Raw genomic sequence first — 19986 nt, 5'->3', positions numbered from 1 at the left:
AGACCTTATTGGGTTAAAATACTATTTATACCCATCGGCTTTGGGCGACTCGGCAATTAATTTCAGCGCTTCATCCATATAAATCTCGGCGGTGTTTTCGCCTAGACTGGTTCGGCTGATGTAATCGTATCGCTTGAAACTTTTGAAGTCTACTTTGGTCAGCATATAACCAAAGGCGTCGTTGGTCAGGCCAAATAACAAGGGCACGCTGGTGTGCATGTGTCGTTTGATATAATAGCCAACGTTCGGTAAGGCTTCGCCCGGAATGGTCAGTATCTGCGCGGTGCCGATGTTGAGCAAATTGACCTGAGCCACAACTTTGTCGCCGGGAGCCACTTCATACTTCAGCGGTGAATTCTTTACGATATATTTCATCACATCCGACTCAATCGGGAAGGTAACTCGTCGGGCGGTGCAGAAAAGTGTCGGATTGGCTTGCGCTTCAGCCGTGCCAACAATGCGCAGTGCTTCATCGGCCAGTAACTCACCAATTCGAATGCATTCTTCCCATGTATTGGCTTCTTTTGCGTTTTCCCGTCGATTATCGGCCGTTACCATTCCGCCCTGAGCACTATTGACGAAGATAGCTACACCACCCTGTTTCGATTCGATCCGATCGTAGAGCGGTCCACACAGATCGGGGCTGAGAATGCCCCGGCCTGAACCAATTATTTCGGGATGAATGGCGTAATTAACCAGTGTGACAATGGGTTTGCCCGCATTGGTTCCTGATGTGGCAATGGCCTGAATAACCCCGCAGCGTGGGTCATACAAATCGGGCGCGTAGTAATTATAGGCGATCTGCCCTTTGGCTTCGCCGACCGCGACTTTTAAGGTAGCCGGGCTTAATTTCGTTATGGCTTCATTAACGGCGTCGGCAATCGCCTGCACACATTTATCCAGGTAAGGCAGGTCTGCAAATGATTCGCCTTTTTCGTTGGGAAACCCATAGGCATCGGGTCCGCTGTGGGTATGCGTACAGCCGATCAGAATATTTTGGGGTGGAATTCCCTTGATGAGCGCTCTTGATTTATTGCCTAATACCGAAGGCCAGCCAAGGTTATCGACACTGACGATGGCAATGCGCGTGCTCCCTTTTTCAATGACACAAGCTCTGACAAACAGTTCCCCTTTTTTCTCGACTGCTTTTTTAGGCGTACCGATACCCCCCGAAACAGGTAATAGCGGATTTGGTGTAATCAGCCTGACGGCAGCTCCCGCTTTAAAGTCCTGGGCAAACGCATGACTATAAAACCATAAAACGGCCAGCGTGACAAAGAGCTTTTTCATACAAACGGGAAAAGGAGCCTGATTAAAACTTCCCGAAAGAATAAACCGGGGTGCGGCCTCTTTCGGGAAGTTGGCAAGGGTTTACAAACAGTCAATTACCAGGGTTTACCTGTTCCCTGAACAAGCCACTGTTTTGACCAGGCACTGTTTTTGCCGTCGGCCTGTGAGTTGGCGGTTGTTTCAAGTTTTTCAATGGCTACTCCCGAATTAGTTTTGTTCAGGTTTAGCTCATCCCGCATGTAATAAAATCGAAGGGGCAGCACTTTCCGCTTTGCCACTGGACCCGCCGTTAGCGCAGGCAGACCCGTCCGGCGATAATCGAACCAGGCTTCGGTAGCGCTAGTCCAGCTGGCAATCCATTTTTGCCCCATAATTTGCGCCAGGGTACCATCATAAGCAACCCCTTTCTGAGCAATGAAGGCATTATAGCTACTTGTAACGCCCCAGGCGGTGAGGGAGGCTTTAACGGCCGCTTCATATCGGGTTTTCGCATCACCAGCCGCCCAGCCTTTCTGTGCAGCCTCGGCCAGAATAAACTGGACTTCTGCCGCCGAAACCAGCCGTGCTTTTAACAGGGGACCTTTGGCTTGTGTGTAAATCTCATTCAGGTAAGAAACGTGCGGATTAACCGACGTCTGACCGGGCGTTGGATTGAAATTATAACCCGAGGGTAATTGCGAGGCACTCGGCGGCAAACCAACGTAATTCGGGTCTGTATCGATTGGTGTTGTACCAACTTTGTCGGGTGAGAGGTAGCGAATACCGTTTGTGATCTTATCTGTGCCAGCCGGAAGTTTTGGATCGACAACCAGCGGGATTTCTACTTTTTTGGCCCAGAGCGCCAGACGGGGGTCGCTGGTTGCCTGCATGGGTTTGAGCAGTGTCGAACACATTTTTATCCGACGATAGTTACTGCCGCTAATGTCAAATACGGAGTTTGATGGCCAGGCATCGCCAGAATTATTGCCAACATAGGCCATCGTTGCATCAGCGGAAGCATCATCGATGATTGGATATTGCGCGGGAGTGGCTACGATCTTCTCGATACCTGCTTTGGCAACATCGGGCTGTTTGGCCGAAATCCGCATCAGATATCGTAATTTTAATGAGTTAGCCAGCTTCTGCCATTTGGCTGGATCGCCAGCGTAGTATACATCGGCACTTTCGACAATGCTTGAATATGCGGCTTTCGGCTTCGATAATAAAGTATTCGCTTTATCCAGATCGGCCAGAATACCTGCATAAATCACTTCCTGGCTGTCATATTTCGGGGTAATAAAGTCAGCGCCCCCCTGTTCACCTTTCAGTGCATTCGTGTAGGGTGCATCGCCCCATAAATCGGTAATCAGGCCGAAAAGCATCGATTTCATCACCAGTGCCACCCCCTGTTGAAATTCCATGTTCAGCGCAACTGAACGCTGATACAGCAAATCATTATTCCGGAGCAAATCGTAATAAGCCGTCCAGCTTTGGTCGCCACCCCAGTCGTAGTCGTTATGGCCGCTAAACCAGGCATCTTTCTGGGTGTGCTGTACGACCCCTGCAATGTCCTGAAAGCCGAGGTTTACCAATGCTTTGCCGGTTTCGGTCAGTACGGTAGGCATGACCAGGTTCGGGTTCACCGTTTCGGGCTGAACACCATTGGGATTCACGTTCAACTGGGTCAGGTCTTTACAGGAAAAGAGGAAAGACACAAATAGAACCAGGCAGGCGGTGTACTTTATAACTATAGTTTTCATGACTGAATTCGTTAGAAAATTCTTAGAACGTGAGACCAAGTTTAAACCCAACCGGAATGGTCCAGGGCGTTACGTTGTAGCGCTCAATACCCTGCTTAAACTGCGTACCAGCCTGAGGGCCAGCCTGTGGCTGGAAGGCCATTTCGGGGTCGACGTTGATTTTGGCGGCCGTCCACAAAATAATGTTGCGGCTGTAGACCGAGAAGGTAGCGTTTTGCAGACCAATCGATTTGACGAACCGAGCCGGAATGTCGTAGCCGAGTGAAATTTCCCGGAGTTTAACGAACGAGGCATCAAACGTGGCCGCCCGCGTGAAATCCCACGGATAATTATCGCCGTACGGAATGATTTTGGTCCCTGCTCCGCCTAAGTTTTCAGTATAACCCGTGATGTTACCCTGCGAATCATACTGTGCGATAACGCCCGGATTGAATACACCATAGGCATACGATTTACCACCGAATTCAAACGGATAACCGCCATAAGCTGCCGTTGGGCCGCCCACAATCGGGAAAAAGTTACCGTGGATTTTGATGTACTGATCCTGATTCGCGACCAGCCAGTTGCGGAGCTCATCGCCAGACCGGCCACCCGGATTGATCAGATTGTCCAGAAACCGCTGCGAACGCAGATCCGACTCCATGTACCGGTAGGTTTGCGATACAAAATCACCACCAGAACGCCAGTCGAGCGAGAAGTTGAGTGTGAACCCTTTGTAAGAAAGCGAACTCTGTGCACCCAGGATAAAGTTGGGGTTGAAGTTCCCGATTTTATTCTTGGTCGTTGTAGCACTCTTACTTTGCCAGGAGCCATCGTTGTTTAAAATGGGATAGCCATAATAAGGTGATTTCTGGTCGGTTACCGTAATAATCTCGGCATCGTAGATATCACCGACTTTATCGCCAACATACGTCCAGGCACCTCCTTTAGCATCAGTCCATAAGGTATAATAGGGTATGCCTTCGGCCAGTTCTTTGATACGTGTGGTGTTCTTGGTGAAATTCGTTGTCAGGTCCCAGCGCAGACCGCCTTTGTCGACAAGTGTGCCGCCAAGCGACAGTTCGACGCCCCGGCTTTCGAGCAGCCCGGCATTGATGTTTTTGGTCGTAAAGCCCGAAGAGGACGGAATCTGCGAGGGGAGAATCTGGTTGCGGTTTTCAGACATGTAATACGTTCCCGAAAAGCGGAGCCGATTCCGGAACATGTTGTAGTCGATACCCACTTCGTAGGAGGTCGCAATTTCGGGTTTGAGATCAGGAAGGAGAATGCTTCCCGATTTCGACAGGCGTGTTACACCATTCCAGGCACCTGCATCGCCCAGCGTAGGATACAGACTGTAGGGATTGGCATCATTCCCAACCTGAGCTACCCCAGCCCGAAGTTTAAACAGATCGACATTGTTGGAAATATGGACCATTTCGTTGAGCAATAAGCTTAACGATGCTGACGGATAGAAATAGGAGCGATTATTGGCAGGCAGTGTGCTGGACCAGTCGTTGCGGGCGGTCAGGTCCAGATAAATCATGTCTTTAAAGCCCAGATTGGCAGTCGCATAGGCGCTGTAAATAGCCTTCTTATACAGGTAGTTGTTGTACTGAAGGTTGTTTGGCGCAATATTCTGAATGGTATATAAGCCCGGAATTATCAGGCCAGCCCCGTTTTTGCTACTATTGTTCAGATCCGACGATTGCGAGTAGCGATTGTTTCCCCCGGCCGATACCACGACGCTCAGCGCATTGAATCGTTTGGTATAGGTGGCCAGGAAGTCCGCATTCCGTTCGTAGCGTTTCAGATTGATCAGACCGTAGGCTCCATTCGGCTCGCCGGTGTAACTCTTGGCTATTTTGGTTTCACGCTGTTCGGAGTAGGTATCCAGCGCATAACGACCCATCAATTTGATTTCGGGCGTAAGCTGCCATTCGGCTCTGAGGTTGCCAAATACCCGATCCCGCACATAACTGTTGTTTACTTCATAGGCCAGGAAGTATGGGTTGTTGTAGTTGCCGATGCTTTGTGATTTCTGTTGCAGGCCCTCTTTGCCGGGTACCCAGTAATCGCGCAGGTCATTGATGTTGATGTGCGACCCAACAGCATACGCCCACTGCAATGGGTTCGTTCCCCGTTCGCCAGCGGGCCGGTTGTTGGAGTTGTTACGGCTGAAATCCAGGTTAGTGCTCAAGGTCAGTTTGTTACTGACACGTACATTGGTACTGATTGCCAGCGTATTCTTGAACAGATCCGAGTTTGGAACAATACCCCGGCTGCTCATATTGGAATACGAAAGCCGATAGGTGACTTTTTCGGAGTTGTTGGAGATCGATACGCCGTTAGTGCTGGTAATACCCGTCCGGACGAAATCCTTAATATTGTTCGGATGCGAAATAAGTGGGGTTGGTATTGGCTTGCCATCGGAACCAATCGGGCTATTCCACTGGATCGCGTTATACCCTTTGTCGAGCTCAGGTCCTACACCACCCGCCGAACTTTCGTCGATTTGCAGAATACCACCTGGGTAGGGGTTGGCATCCGGCGTGAACGGAAGAATGCCCGTGGCAAACTGGCTCGACATCTTGAGGTATTTATAGGGCTGATCAAATACCGTATTGGAGGTCAGCGAAACAGTCATTTTCTGCGACTTCGAGCCGCTCTTTGTCGTAATCAGCACGACGCCATTACCCGCCCGAGAGCCATATAAGGCAGCCGCACTCGGGCCTTTCAGGATGGATATATTTTCAACATCTTCCGGATTGATGTCGGAAATCGCATTGCCGTAATCGACGCGGTTGTCGTTACCAATCTGGCTGACGTTATTAAGCGAGTTGGCAATCGGAACACCATCGACGACAAACAAAGGCTGGTTGTCGGTATTGAGTGATTTGGCACCCCGGATGATCATACTGACCGACGAGCCCGAAGGCCCCGTCGAGCTTATTTGCACACCCGGTACACGACCAGCCAGTGAATTCAGAACGTTTTCCTGCGCAATCCGGCTAAGGTCTTTTCCCTGTACTTCACCGACGGCATAGCCCAGCGAACGAGCTTCCCGCTTAATGCCCAGGGCAGTAACGACAACTTCGCCCAGTACCTCGTTATTTTCGACCAGCTCAACATTGATAACCGACTGGTTGCCAACCGTAATTTCCTGCGTTTTATGCCCGATAAACGAGAAGACAAGTACGGCATTGTCACTATTGACAGAAATGGCATAATTGCCTCGCTGATCAGTGACCGATCCAGTCTGGGTGCCTTTGATCAGGATATTGGCTCCCGCAATCGGCTGACTATTCGTGGCTAGTGTAACCGTCCCGGTAATGGTTTTGGGCGGTTTGTTTTTGGTAGTTCCGTTGGCCTGTGCAAAGCATACTCCTACCAGCAACGCGATGGTTAGAGAGTGCCTCAAAATCAACTGAAAGGTAGACATTGGTTTCATGCGTGTTCAGTTATGAGAGGTTCAAAAAATCTATAGGATACTAGTCGTACATACTATTCAGGGAGTCAGGCAGAATGCCTTTGTTTCCTGAGGTTTGCTTATCCGGTTCAGGCTGATGTTCGTTTTGCTTCAGCAGTTCATTGAAATACGTTTCCAGTACGTCAGAATAGGCCTGTATCGCTTCGTCGTTATGCAGGCCCGCCAGAAATGCGTCAAGTTCAGCACTTGACAGGTTGTTCTTGAGTAGTTGCTCAATTAGATAGCTACTGTCATGATTTGACATTACACCACGTCCTTTAGCCCGTTTGCCTATAGTACTGGCAATAGTGGCTAAAGGACTATCTCTAAATGAGTTATTTTTTTGTGAAGGAACGGTGGTCAATAGATTCAGGACTTTTGCCCGGAGCCGTACCACACGTAGACATAACGTTGGGGTAAATGATGGTGCGGCTCCGGGCAAAAGTCCTGAACCTGAAAACTGCGCTAGGCTGGTAAGGCATAATCGAGCTTTTCCCGTAGGAGTTGCTTCGCCTTTACGAGCTGGTTTTTAACTGTATTTTTCGAAATTCTCAAGAGTTCAGCTATTTCCTGATAAGATTTCCCCCCCTCTATATTCAGGAGTAAAATCATTTTTCGCTTCTCGGAGAGAGAATTGATCGCCGTCTGAAGCGATTTAAATCGGTTTTCCTGATCATCAACTTCTTCATGGTGGGCACTTTCCATGCGTTCCATATAACGTTGTTTGAGAAGCTGACTTTTTTCGACCTGCTTCAGGTAATCGAAAGCCATGTTTCTCAGACAGGTAAATAAGTAGGAACTGAAATTCAGGTCCGGATTTATAGAGGCCCGGCGTTCCCAGATTTTTATGAATACATCATGCACCATATTCTCGGCTTCTTCCTGATCTTTCAGCAGGTAAAGGCAGAATTTAAGGGCGGGCGTCCGATAATGGCGATATAGTTTCGCAAAAGCGGCCTGATCACCCTGAATGACGTTGCAGAGAATGCTTTCAAGTGAGTAGTTAATGGTCATAAAGAGGACGAGTAAGGTGGGAAATCAAGAGAAACAGGTCGGAACGAATGTCAGGTAAAACGGTTTAGAGGAAGGTCAATTTGTCTTTCTGGCGCTCTGCTATTTAAAATTCTGATCAAAACCATTTAAAAATCATTAAAATTGAATGGTTTGTAGAATTTTTAGTAGTTATTTAAGTTGAATATCCAAATAATATTTGGCAAAGTTTATCCAAAGGATATGTTGTTATTTGATAACAAATCCCTCATATTATCTTAATAAAGACTTCTCAATCCAAATAAAATTTGGATTTTCGCCATATCTGGAACAAATATAGAGCATGCTATTTTAATTAATTTTCGCACTTTGCGTAAAATAACCTTCAATTTGCGCAAGCGGGGGTAGATTTTATAACTGGGTAATATGAACAGTGCCCAAAAACGCTTTTTCCTAATAATCAGTGGCTTGTATATCATTTAAATTAATATTGACAAATATGGTCACTCCTATTATTCGGTGATAGCTTCCGAAAATATGCCTTTCGATTAATAGCCTGATACGACCGCCTGACAGTATACCAAGTGAAGCCTGCCTGGTTCGTGTACTTAATCAGCTTGACTTGTCCATCACAGTATTATGCAAAAACTCTGTTTACTCGCTGGTTTAGTTACCTGCTTTGTTTTCTTGGCCGCTAATGACCAGATACTAGCTCAGTCGGCCTATTCCGACAAGCCTTATGATCAATCGTATAGTGTTAAATACTATCTGAGGAAAACTGATGGTGGCCTCCTGGGGGCAGGCTGTGACCGGAATGGTATAATTCAGGCACTCTCGTCCGAAGGTTTACTGCATCCTTCTGGCGGTTATTTCCTGTCGCCCGGTACCTTACAGCCTGATCGTACGTATCGCCCGGTGAAGGACATGAAGCTGGCTGCTATTGGTACGTATGAGCAGCAACTGGTCTACCTCGATAATCGAGCAGTAGTAAGTAATGCCTGGGCCGGAAAATTATTTGCTGAACACCAGCTTCCGCAGGCGCGACTGTTTGTTGGAGGAGCTGACTTTATGTTTCTGGTTTCCGATGGGAAAACACTCCATCTGGTTAAGGAATCGGCTGTTTTATGGAAAGGAGCTATAGCTGATGATGAGGTGATTGGTATTCGGTATCAATCAGCAGCGAACCTGTTCTGGATACTGGGCAAAAAAACACTCTATACACTTTCTGGCCGGGAGCACAAACTGACGAAAGTGTTTGATGGCGCAAACTTCACATCGTTTGATCTGGCCAGCAAGAGCCAGAAACTACTGATCGGTACGACCGATGGTTATATTGAGTTTGACACTGTGAGCAAAAAACAACTGGGTTCGATTCATAAGAAATTACCCTGGACCGAAATTACTACCGTGGCCGACGTAAATGGGAAGCTCTGGTTTGGCTCGACGAAAGGTGCTTTCTCGCTCCGGTCTGATGGGAAATTCGACTATTATAACGGTGAACGCTGGTTACCTGGCGATGAGGTAACCGCGATTACTGCTGGTCCCAAAAATACAGTGCTCGTGCAAACGACCGCTGGCCTGGCCGAAATCGCCACAAAGCCTATGACGCTCCACGAAAAAGCGCTGTTCTATGAAGATCAGGTTCGGAGCCGGCATATGCGTAATGGATTTAATGCGTCATTGGATGGTATGGAAAAAGGTGACCTGTCCACTGGCTACCTGGCCGATTCTGACAACGACGGTTTATGGACCTCGATGTACTTGGCGGGTGAGGTGTTTCGCTATGCGGTTACGAAAGATAAAGATGCCCTACAAAACTGTCGGGAATCGCTCGATGCCATGGAGCGGTTGTATACGATCAATCCCGTACCGGGTTTTCCGGCGAGGTCGTTCGAGCGGGCGGGCTATATTGCCAAACTTAGTGACCCCGAACGCTGGCAACATTCGCCCCAGCCGGGTTGGGACTGGAAATCGACAACCAGCAGCGATGAAGTGATTGGGCATGTTTTTGCGTTCGGCGCAATGGCCGAACTCGTGGACGATAAAAGCCTGCAACGGCGGGCTATTACGCTCATCGATACACTCATGAGTCATATTATCAGCCACAATATGTATCTGATCGATTTTGATGGCAAACCCACTATGTGGGGAAAATGGAACCCCGACTACGTGAATGCCTTTCCGATAAACGTGGGCGATCGCAAACTGAACTCGTCGAATATTGTGGCCATGCTTCAGACGGCGTACCAGTTTACAAAAAAGGAAAAATATAAAAATAAGGCCCTTGAACTGATGCAAAAACACGGCTATCTGGAAAACCTGATGCGCCCCATGAGCATCATTGGGAAAGCGCCGGAAGATGCCGATGAACACAGCAAGCACATGTCGGACGGCTGGAACCATTCCGATGATGAGATGTACTTTGTGGGTTATTGGGGCCTGTATCGGTACGCGCTCAACGATACGCTCAGGGCTAAGTTCAAAAAAGCCATTATCGATCACTGGGAAATTGAGCGCCCCGAAAAAGAAGGAGCGTGGAATATTTTTACCGCTCTGACCGAAACGAAAACGTTTGACCTGAACGAAGCTGTCTGGTATTTGCGGGAGTTCCCGCTGGACCTCATCGACTGGGAGATTCGTAACAGCCACCGCAAAGACATCGAGCTACTGCCCGACAATTTTCGGAAGCAAACGACCAAAGAGGTATTATCACCTGGCGAACGCCCGATTCAGCGGCACAATGGTAATACGTTTACACTGGACCGTAACCGGGGAAATGGTAAATCGGAGCACAGTGCGGGCGATATCTGGCTGCTACCCTACTGGATGGGTCGGTATCTGGGCGTGATTAGCGCCCCCGTCGGGAAGTGAAAAAACGACCCCACTGTAGCTTGCAAATGAAATTGATTCAAGTAGGCACTTTCGGAATTAGTAGTTCATAAACGGACTACTAATTCCGGATTTTGTTTCAGTTAGGACTTTTGTTTAGAGCTGTGCTACGGTTTGGAACCGTAGCACAGCTCTAAACAAAAGTCCTATTAAATATTGGCATGATAACATAGGATAGAATGTGGAATTCTGTTTATTTTGGGCAGTTATTTTCCACCGTCTATGCGCTACATTTACGTTCTGCTTGCCGTTTCAACAACGGCGTTTTCTTCTCTATTTGCCCAATCATACCCGACCACCTTTTACCTTTCTTCGAATAGTCCCGTCTGCGATGGACAGTCATTTCGGGTAAGTGCGGCTTATTCTGTTCCTCCTGCTGGTACAACGGTAAGTTTTCGATGGGCAGGCCCAAACAACTTTACCAGTGCGGCATACGGTGCTATAAATGTTCCCGCATCAGCAGCTACGACTGGAGTTTACTCCGTAACGATGACATTCTCCGGTACGAATCAGGGTACTGCAACGGCATCGACAACCGTCGGTCTAGGTACATCTAAACCAATGGCCCTAGTATACGATGGACCCTATACGTACTCCGGTCGTTCAATTTGCGGGCCAACGAGTTTATCGCTGGTTGCTCACCCCGACGAGTTGTATAGTAGCAATACTGCCAGCTATCACTGGACCGGACCGAATGGTTTCGAGAGTACAGAACGAAACCCATTGGTTGAGCAGGGGGTAGCTGGTTTATACATTCTGGAAGCCACGTATCCTGGTAATTGCGGTATTGGCAAAGACACGGTACGGATTTATAATACAACACTTTCCGTTGGAGTTAGCTCGTATTCAACGGGAGCCAATCCGCAATATAGTTCTAGTTCTACCTTCTGCCCCGGCTCATCCCTGGAACTAAGAGCAACGACGTCTCTGCCAATAGGAACAACAGCGACTTATCAGTGGAGTGGCCCCAATGGATTTACCAGCGCAGCCCAGAGTTTTACCCTGACCAACGCGACAGCAGCAATGGCGGGTGTCTATAGCGTCACGGCCACCTATTCGGGGAATTGTGCCGGTACTGCCACGGCTTCCCAAACGATCACCATTGGCGCGCCCTCCTTATTTGCCTTTAGCTCAGATGTGGCTAGTACTGGCGAACGATCGGTGAATACCTTTTGTCCGGGTAGTAATTTTCGGATAGTCGCAGCCTCATCCGGTGTAGCCCCGACTAACTATCAATGGAGTGGCCCCAATGGATTTACCAGCACCGCGTCCAGCACGACTTTGACCAATGCGACGGCAACGATGTCGGGGATTTATAGTGTAACGGCCACCTTTTCGGAGGGTTGTTCGAGTACAGCTACTGCTCAGGTAACGATCGGCCAGCCTTCTTTATCAATCGGAAGTTTTCTGGTCGATAATAATTTCTACAGTTCCACCTTTTGTCCCGGTAGTAGTTTTCGAGTGGCAGTGTCGACAAATAGTACAATATCGGCTACCTACCAGTGGAGCGGTCCTAACGGGTTTACCAGTTCAGCCCAGAGTTTTACTCTGACCAACGCGACGGCAGCAATGGCAGGCGTCTATAGCGTCACGGCCATCTATTCGGGGAGTTGTGCCGGTACTGCCACAGCTTCTCAAACGATCACCATTGGAGCACCTTATGTATCTGCCTTTAGCTCAGAAACCAGTATTATTAACGGAGGAAGTTCTGTGAACACCTTTTGTCCGGGTAGCAGTTTCCGAGTGGCGGTATCAACTGGAGGTTCAGGAACGACCTATCAGTGGCGTGGCCCTAATGGGTTTGTCAACACAGCCCAGAGCTTTACCCTTACCAACGCCACGGCGGCTATGTCTGGGGCTTACAGTGTCACAGCCACCTTTGCCGAGGGCTGTTCAAATACGGCTACTGCTCAGGTGACAATCGGACAGCCTACTGTCTATATCGGAAGTTATTCAGCCGAGACCAATTCGTATAACACTACCTTTTGCCCCGGCAGTAATGTCCGGTTAGCGGCTTTCCCTTCTGCCAGTACAGCCTTGGCCACCTATCAGTGGAGCGGTCCTAACGGATTTACCAGCACAGCCCAGAGCTTTACCCTGACTAATGGTTCAGCGGCTAATGCCGGTATTTACAGCGTCACAGCTACGTTTTCAGGAAGTTGTTCGAATACCGCCACCGCTTCCCAAACGATCACCATTCGAGAGCCTTTTGCATCTGCTTTTAGCTCAGACGTAAATAGTTATGGCGGAAACTCGGTAAATACTTTTTGTCCGAGTAGTAGTTTTCGGATAGCAGCAACCCTCTCTTCGAACTCAGTTTCGACTAGTTATCAGTGGAGTGGCCCCGACGGGTTTAGCAGTTCCGCGTCCAGCACGACCTTGACTAACGCGACGGCAGCGATGGCAGGCGTCTATAGCGTTACGGCCACCTATTCGGGGAGTTGTGCCGGTACTGCCACGGCTTCGCTAACGATTACCATTGGCACGCCTTACGTATTTGCCTTCAGCTTAGATAGCACTAATATGAATGGAGGCTACATCTATACATTTTGCCCAGGCAGTAGTTTCCGCATATCGGCTGCCAGTTCTTCGAGTTCAGCCCCGGTCACTTATCAGTGGAGTGGGCCGAATGGATTTACCAGCACTGCGTCAAGCACAACCTTAAGCAATGCCACGGCAGCGATGTCGGGGACTTACAGTGTAACGGCCACATTTTCGGGGGGGTGCTCGAATACCGCTACGGCTCGGGTGACGATTGGGCTGCCAACCGTTTCCGTGGGGAGTTATTGGGTAGATAATAATTCGTACAGCACAACCTTTTGCCCTGGCAGTAATGTCCGGTTAGCGGCTGCCAGTTCTTCGAGTTCAGCCCTGGCCACCTATCAGTGGAGCGGTCCGAATGGGTTTACCAGCACAGCCCAGAGCTTTACCCTGACCAATGCCACAGCGGCTAATGCCGGTATTTACAGCGTCACGGCTACGTTTTCAGGAAGTTGTTCGAATACCGCCATAGCCTCTCAAACAATCCAGATAGGTCAACCATCGCTTAACATTAGTAGTAATCCTTATGCTTGTCCGGGAGGACAGCTTTCGCTGAATGCGTGGCCATTCGTTGGCTATTCTACCTACAATGCGCCCGCTACCTACCAATGGCGCGGCCCCAATGGATTTACCAGCTCTACCCAAAACTTTACGCTAACTAATGTAACACCAGCTATGGCGGGTACTTACAGCGTTACCGCAACACTGTCGGGTGCCTGCGCTGGTGTTGTTACAACGAGTACGGAGGTTCAAGTTAAGAAGCCATTAGTGGACATACACAGCCGATTGACGGGTGGAGCGTCAATTGGTGAGCGTTACTGCCCAGGAACTTCGTTCGACTTGACTGCAATTTTCGTTTATACAGCAGCCGACTCACTGTCAAGCCGTTCGGCGCTTACTTACCAGTGGAGTGGCCCTAATGGGTTTAGCAGTTCGGTAAAACAACCGACTATACTTTCCGCCAACTCCCTTGCTTCGGGTATTTATAGTGTGACAGTCACTGTTGCGGGTGAATGCAGTGGCAACTATACCGCTACCCAACAGATTAATGTTGGTAAGCCCATAAGCTACGCATCGGCGTATCCTCTGGTGGGTATAGCTCAGTCTGATACCTATTGCCCAGGCGCAACTGTTGTCTTATCTGCTTCTAGCCGGCCAAACAATGCGCCTGTGGAATCTTACCAATGGCGTGGTCCCAACGGTTATACCAGCTCTGCAAAAAGTTTGACCTTCGTCAACATCAGCCCGGCCATGGCTGGCATCTATAGTCTGACAACGGTTTATTCCGGCCAGTGTGCTAGCACGCGGGTCAGTTTTGCGAATGTCATCGTGGATACTCCCGACATTCGTATTGGTGTTTACCGGCCTAATGGTGGCGGTGGTGACACTCCTTCCCTATGTTTCGGTAATACCTATCGTTTATCACCGAACGCTTTTTCATACAACTATAACGACATCTTTACTGATAACGCCTTCGAATGGACTTTGCCCGATGGTAGCATATCGACTTCACCCTCATTAACCATTGCCAGCGCCAGTTCGGCCAATGCCGGACGTTACATTCTGAAAACAACTCTAGGCGGTGTCTGTGCGTCGGCCACAACCCAGGATACGGTTGATCTCGTTGTCGGCGTACCGCGACCTCAGGTCCGAGCCAGCAATCCGTTCATTGCCAATGGTCGATCAACGACCTTATTGGCTGAAAAATGCCTTGGCTCCAATGTGCTATGGTCGGATGGGCAAACGGGGCGTTCCATTGTCGTAAGCCCAACCCAAACGATGACTTATACCGCAACCTGTTTCAATCTGGAAGATTGCCTTGGCACACCGTCAGATCCGCTGACGGTTCGGGTAAGCGATCAGCCCGAAGCAGACCTGAGCCTGAATTTGTCGGTTAGCAGTCGAATACCTGCTGTGGGACAACCTGTTACGGTAACGTTATCTATAACGAACAGTAGCGCGCAGGAGGCTCATAACGTGCAGGTTGAAAGCCGACTACCCGACTTACTAACAATCGTCCATGCCGGAGATCTTCAGATCAATGGCGCTGTTCTAAGCGCTACCATTCCAAGCATTTCAGCGAATGGGGCCGTGAATTTAACGGTTCAGGTAGCGGCTACGTCGGTCGGGGGAATTCGACTGGCCGCTCAGGTCATGGCTTCAGACAATCCTGATCCTGACTCATATCCAGGCAGCGGTACGAATGATGGACAGGATGATGCGGGCTGGGTTGATCTACGCACAGGTATGCCCGGTTCGATTGTCAGCGTATCGCCCGAACCGAATCCAGCCCATCTGCCAGCGCCTAACATCACCCCTGTTTTTCTGCCCGAAGGGCTGGTTGATCTCAGCCTTAACGCATCGGTAAATAATGCAGCTCCTGCTCTGAATGAGACCATTACAGTTACACTACTGGTCAACAATGATAATAACAGGCGTTTGCTTAGCCCCGAAGTTACCTGCCAGCTACCGGCGGGTCTGACATTCATTGGCGGGACCCATCTGGTTGCAACGGGTCAGCAGGTTACTCTGACGGGTGGCCGTTTTTATCCGGAGTGGCCGCAGAAGTTTAGTTTTCAGGTGCAGGTAACCGGTCCGGTGACGGAGCCGATCAAAGCCAGGATCAGTTATTGCGATTGGGACGATGTCGATTCCGATCCTGCCAATAACTTTGATACCGGCGAGGACGATACCGTACAGGTTAGCCTGCGGGTAAAGTAGGCCCTGAAAATGATTAAATCGCTGGCTTGTAGGTCAGTACAAAATTCTAAACGAATACATGGACAATCGTAAATATCCCATTGGGCCCTTTGTCATACAGGAAACGTATTCGCCAGGCGAGTTAGCTCAGATTATTCATCGGATTGAAACGATCCCCGCGGAGTATCGGCGGCTCGTGGAGAATTTATCCCCTGACGATTTGGCCAAAACGTATCGGGAGGGTAGTTGGACTGTGCGGCAACTGGTTCATCATGTGGCTGATATTCAGTTGCTACACTATCTGCGGATGAAGAAAGCCCTTACCGAACCCGACTATTCTGAAGCGACCATGATCGATATGAACGCCTGGGCTGGAACAGCTGACGCGACAACGGCTCCGGTCGACGATTCACTGCTTTTGTTCGAAGGCGCCCATCGGCGCTATGCTTATTTAGCCCGATCGCTCGATGAGAAAGCATTAGCTATTCGTTATAATCACCCGGTTCGAAAAATACAGTTTACGCAGGCGCAGGCATTAGCTATATCGGTCTGGCATGCTGAACACCATTTAGCGCATATTAAGCTGGCCTTATCGACGATTTAGGGTAAAGGTCATACTTCACTTCTACTGCCAGCCAGAATACTTTCGGCAAACGGCGCGTTGAAAACGGGCTTTTCGCAAACTCAGGTAAAAACCCGTGCCATGGTTATTCTTGAGCGTCATGTTAACCGTGGCGTGGGTTTTTACCTGAGTTTGCGAAGGGGCTGGAAAATTTGATTCGACATTACAAAGCGAAATCAAGTAAAACCCGTCAGCTCTCAGGCCAGTATTCAGCCATTTTTTTGCGAAGGAAAGCTACGCTGCGTTCCAACTGTGCCATGCCGTCGACACCGTCTTCAATGCTGATCCAGCCATCGAAACCCACCCGTTTCAGTTCGGTGAATATGGCGTCGTAATCATTGAGTCCCTTGCCAATTTCGCCGTGGCTGAGTCGTTTGGCATAGCCAGCAGCACCACCTTCTTCGCGACGCAGGTCTTCGATGGTACCTTCGAGCAGATACCGGTCACTGGCGTGCATGGTCACCACCCGATGCGACACCCGATATAGTAGCTCTAACGGATCTTCTCCGGCGAGATAGGTATTGCTTGGATCATAATTGACGCCAAAATTCGGATGATCGATGCGGTCTACGAGCTTGCAGAACACGTCCATTTTCTGGGCAAATTCGGGGTACGTCCAAAAATCATCTTTATAATGATTTTCAATGATTAGTATAATGCCGCGTTCCTGCGCGTAGGGTAGGCAAGCGGAAATGCATTCGGCCGCGAGGGAAATTCCTTCTTCAATCGACAATTCGGGTCGCCGTTGTCCGGATAAAACCCGGCAGTAGGAACCACCCAATGCATACGTCATATCAATCCATCGCTTCTGCTTCACAATTTCGTTGGCTCGGAAACCGGCATCGGGATGCGTAAAATCCGGGGAGCAGCACATCATCGGAATCGCTTTTCCATGCGCTTCTACCTGCTGACGAAACAGGGGCCAGTTTGCTTCATTTTCCATTTCCAGAAATCCGGCATACCATTCCAGTCCATCAATGTCGAGTTTGGTCGCCAGCTCGATCCATTCGGAAATATGCATCGTTCCATCTTTGCAGAGCTGCTGCATAAACGCTTTAGGGAAAGCTGCTAATTGAGGCATAGTTGTTTCATGATAAAGGGAGTATTACAGATTACGTTTCATGATGGCAGGGCAGGGTTGATGTTTGCTGCCACGAACCGTACTAATTATTAATTTTTCGCCGGATTTCGGCCAATAAACGGATACTGCTCCAGATCAACGATCTGGCCGCTAACGGGGCCGCTTTCGTCACCCAACCAATACACGGCTGCGGCTGCAATTTCGTCGGGCCACAGTATACGGCCAGCGGGGGCAAATTCTGATGGGAGATGTTGATACCAGTCGTCGGCAAGGCCCTGCTGGTGTTTTCGCTGGATTTCCCGTTCTGTGAGTACCCAACCCGGATTGAGCTGATTGACCCGTACGCCCGCTTCCCGATGCAATGTATCGCCAAGGTTACGGGTCAGGGTGACCAACGCACCTTTTGAGACACTATAGGCCATTAGGTTTGGTTCGCCACACCAGGCATTGAGCGATCCAATGTTCAGTACGCAGCCACGCCATTGCTGCAGATAGGGCAAGGCCACTTTGATCAAGGCAAAAGGAGCCAGGGTATTCACTTCCATGATCTGGCGGAATAGCGCCAGATCCGTTGTCTGGGTGTTGGATGAAACGACCATTGCGGCATTGTTGACCACCGCATCCAGCCGGCCAAACGATTTCAGGGCAAGGTCTACCAGGTGTTGCGGGGTATTGTCGGCGGTAATTTCTTCAATGTGCAATACCGCCTTATCATGCCCCAGTGTAGCGACAATGGCTTCACCCAATTCCCGTTCCAGTCCGTGAATAACAACCCGTGCCCCTTCGGCAACGCACCGACTGGCAATAGCTTTTCCGATGCCGGTGCAACTGCCGGTTATGATGATGACTTTATGTTGGAGCCGCATGGGTTACACCGGTTTGAGTACGCTTTTCACCACCTCGCCCCGGTGCATTTTTTCAAAGGCCTCGTGCCATTCCGTAATGGGCCAAACACCCCCAATAATGGGTTTTACATCCAGTTGCCCATTGGCAAGCAACGCAATGACTCGCTCCCAGATCGGCCAGTTATGGCTGAAACTTCCCTGAAGCGTCACGTTTTTCTGTACCAATGGATCGAGTGAGAAACCAAGTGGCTGCGGGCCCCAGCCAACTTTAGTGATATGACCATTGGGTCGAACCAGTTGCATCGCCAGTTTCAGGGTAATGCTTGTACCAGCTGCGTCGATGATGCAATCAGCACCAAGTCCATCCACTTTTTGGGCCCATTCGGTTGCATCGCCAATGATGGCTTCACAGCCGTAGTGTTTCCCAATGGCCAGTCGATGCTGGTCGGCTGCTAACCCGACAAGGGCTACTTCGGCTCCACAGAGCCGGGCCATCGCTGCGCACAAAATACCGATGGTGCCCGGTCCCAGAACAATAACCCGGTCGCCTGGTTTTATGCGGCTATTTTCTACCACAGCATTAAAGGCTACGCAGCAGGGTTCGGTCAGACAAGCCTGTTCGAAAGCAAGCTGGTCAGGTACAGGATGCAGGCAACGGGCTGGAACGCGTACAAACCGTGTCATGGCTCCATTGACACCATACCCAAAACCTTTGCGCGTTGGGTCGAGGTTGTAGAGCCCGCGACGGGTCATTGGGTTGTTGGTATCGATGACGGCGGCCGTTTCGCTCACCACGCGGTCGCCTTCATGCCAGCCCGTAACCCGATTCCCCAGTTCAACAATATGACCGCCAAATTCATGACCAAGCACCACCGGGTAATTGACGGGCCAGCTATGGTCGGCAGTCCATTGATGCAGATCGCTCCCGCAAACCCCAACGTTGGCAACTTCCAGCAATACATCGTCTTCGCCAATGGCGGGTCGGTCCAGTTCGCGAATAGCAACGGAGCCTTTCTCCGGCGCATAATTAACAACCGCAGCAGATTTCATAACATAAAGAAAATGAGGAGTAATACGCAATCAGTTTGCCATTGGCACATCGCCATAAGCGTGAATTTTTTGACAGATTAACCGCAACGATGCTTCCAGATTGCCGTCAGCGGTTTTGAACGCATCCGCATCAATGGTCAGTGGAGCACCGAGTACAACCAGCGGGGCACCATATTCCGGACAGCGGATAGCCTGTTCCAAACTAAGTCCGCCGACGGCCTGGACAGGTATCCGAACGGCCTGGACAACCTCGCGAAGCTGATCCAGCGGGCTGGGCATCCGGTGGCCCCGCGCGGCAATGCCCCGTCGCTCGTCGTAACCGATGTGATGAATAACGTAATCGCAGCCCAGGTCTTCGAGCCATCTGGCTCCTTCAATCATATCTGGACATACCATGTTGTCGCCCATGACTTTAACGCCAAAATCATGCCCGGCTTTCACCACGCACTGAATCGTTTCGGCGTGAGCCCGTGCCATAACCACCACGTGCGTAGCACCGGCTTTGGCCATCATTTCGGCTTCGAGATAGCCACCATCCATCGTTTTGAGGTCGGCTACAATGGGTACATTCGGGAAGGCTTCGCGTAATTTGCGTACGCCATGCAGACCTTCGGCCAGGATCAAAGGAGTGCCAGCTTCCAGCCAGTCGACACCCGCCCGCATCGCTAATTCGGCCGTTTCGAGCGCTTCGTCGATGTTGGTGAGATCCAGTGAAATTTGAACAATGGGTTTCATTTAAAAATAAAAGAACAAAAGAGTGAATGGGAACGCCGGACCATAGCCAACAAGTG

General features: G+C 49.8%; 12 protein-coding genes. 3 read left to right on the top strand and 9 right to left on the bottom strand.

The annotated features are described in order from the left end of the window. Positions 1 to 21: 21 nt before the first annotated feature. The 5 genes from G8759_RS32910 to G8759_RS32890 form a co-directional block, all read right to left on the bottom strand. Entirely contained in the window at positions 22 to 1290 is a 1269-nt protein-coding gene (locus G8759_RS32910; RefSeq protein ID WP_167217610.1) for a hypothetical protein, read from the bottom strand. A gap of 95 nt (positions 1291 to 1385) precedes the next feature. Further along, a complete protein-coding gene (locus G8759_RS32905) occupies positions 1386 to 3029 on the bottom strand; it encodes a SusD/RagB family nutrient-binding outer membrane lipoprotein (protein ID WP_167217608.1) in 1644 nt (547 codons plus the stop codon). 22 nt (positions 3030 to 3051) lie between these two features. Further along, entirely contained in the window at positions 3052 to 6459 is a 3408-nt protein-coding gene (locus tag G8759_RS32900) for a SusC/RagA family TonB-linked outer membrane protein (protein ID WP_167217606.1), read from the bottom strand. Positions 6460 to 6499: 40 nt separating this feature from the next. After that, positions 6500 to 6874, bottom strand: a complete 375-nt coding sequence (locus G8759_RS36110) for a hypothetical protein (protein ID WP_232074046.1) — start codon at positions 6872 to 6874, stop codon at positions 6500 to 6502. Between the two features lie 68 nt (positions 6875 to 6942). Continuing rightward, entirely contained in the window at positions 6943 to 7491 is a 549-nt protein-coding gene (locus G8759_RS32890; protein WP_197933065.1) for an RNA polymerase sigma factor, read from the bottom strand. 615 nt (positions 7492 to 8106) lie between these two features. Here G8759_RS32890 and G8759_RS32885 point away from each other — a divergent pair. The 3 genes from G8759_RS32885 (at position 8107) to G8759_RS32875 (ending at position 16201) form a co-directional block, all read left to right on the top strand. Next, the gene (locus tag G8759_RS32885) at positions 8107 to 10338 is read left to right on the top strand and encodes a hypothetical protein (RefSeq protein WP_232074045.1); all 2232 of its coding nucleotides are present in this window, start codon (positions 8107 to 8109) and stop codon (positions 10336 to 10338) included. Between the two features lie 240 nt (positions 10339 to 10578). Next, positions 10579 to 15618 (top strand): DUF11 domain-containing protein, encoded by a 5040-nt coding sequence (locus G8759_RS32880; RefSeq protein ID WP_167217604.1) that lies wholly within the window; start codon positions 10579 to 10581, stop codon positions 15616 to 15618. 58 nt (positions 15619 to 15676) lie between these two features. Continuing rightward, complete coding sequence (locus tag G8759_RS32875; protein ID WP_167217601.1) at positions 15677 to 16201, top strand: YfiT family bacillithiol transferase; 525 nt, start codon at positions 15677 to 15679, stop codon at positions 16199 to 16201. A gap of 208 nt (positions 16202 to 16409) precedes the next feature. On the opposite strand, the gene G8759_RS32870 is transcribed toward G8759_RS32875, so the two are convergent. The 4 genes from G8759_RS32870 to G8759_RS32855 all read right to left on the bottom strand — a co-directional run bounded on the left by G8759_RS32870 (position 16410) and on the right by G8759_RS32855 (position 19930). Next, a complete protein-coding gene (locus G8759_RS32870) occupies positions 16410 to 17300 on the bottom strand; it encodes a sugar phosphate isomerase/epimerase family protein (RefSeq protein WP_167217599.1) in 891 nt (296 codons plus the stop codon). A gap of 89 nt (positions 17301 to 17389) precedes the next feature. Continuing rightward, a complete protein-coding gene (locus G8759_RS32865) occupies positions 17390 to 18166 on the bottom strand; it encodes an SDR family oxidoreductase (protein ID WP_167217597.1) in 777 nt (258 codons plus the stop codon). A 3-nt stretch (positions 18167 to 18169) separates the two neighbouring features. After that, positions 18170 to 19195, bottom strand: a complete 1026-nt coding sequence (locus G8759_RS32860) for a zinc-binding dehydrogenase (protein ID WP_167217595.1) — start codon at positions 19193 to 19195, stop codon at positions 18170 to 18172. A gap of 30 nt (positions 19196 to 19225) precedes the next feature. Further along, positions 19226 to 19930 (bottom strand): orotidine 5'-phosphate decarboxylase / HUMPS family protein, encoded by a 705-nt coding sequence (locus G8759_RS32855; RefSeq protein ID WP_167217593.1) that lies wholly within the window; start codon positions 19928 to 19930, stop codon positions 19226 to 19228. Positions 19931 to 19986: the final 56 nt, after the last annotated feature.

The organism is Spirosoma aureum (assembly GCF_011604685.1).
Classification (GTDB): Bacteria; Bacteroidota; Bacteroidia; order Cytophagales; family Spirosomataceae; genus Spirosoma; species Spirosoma aureum.
This window is presented reverse-complemented; position numbering and strand designations above follow the sequence as displayed.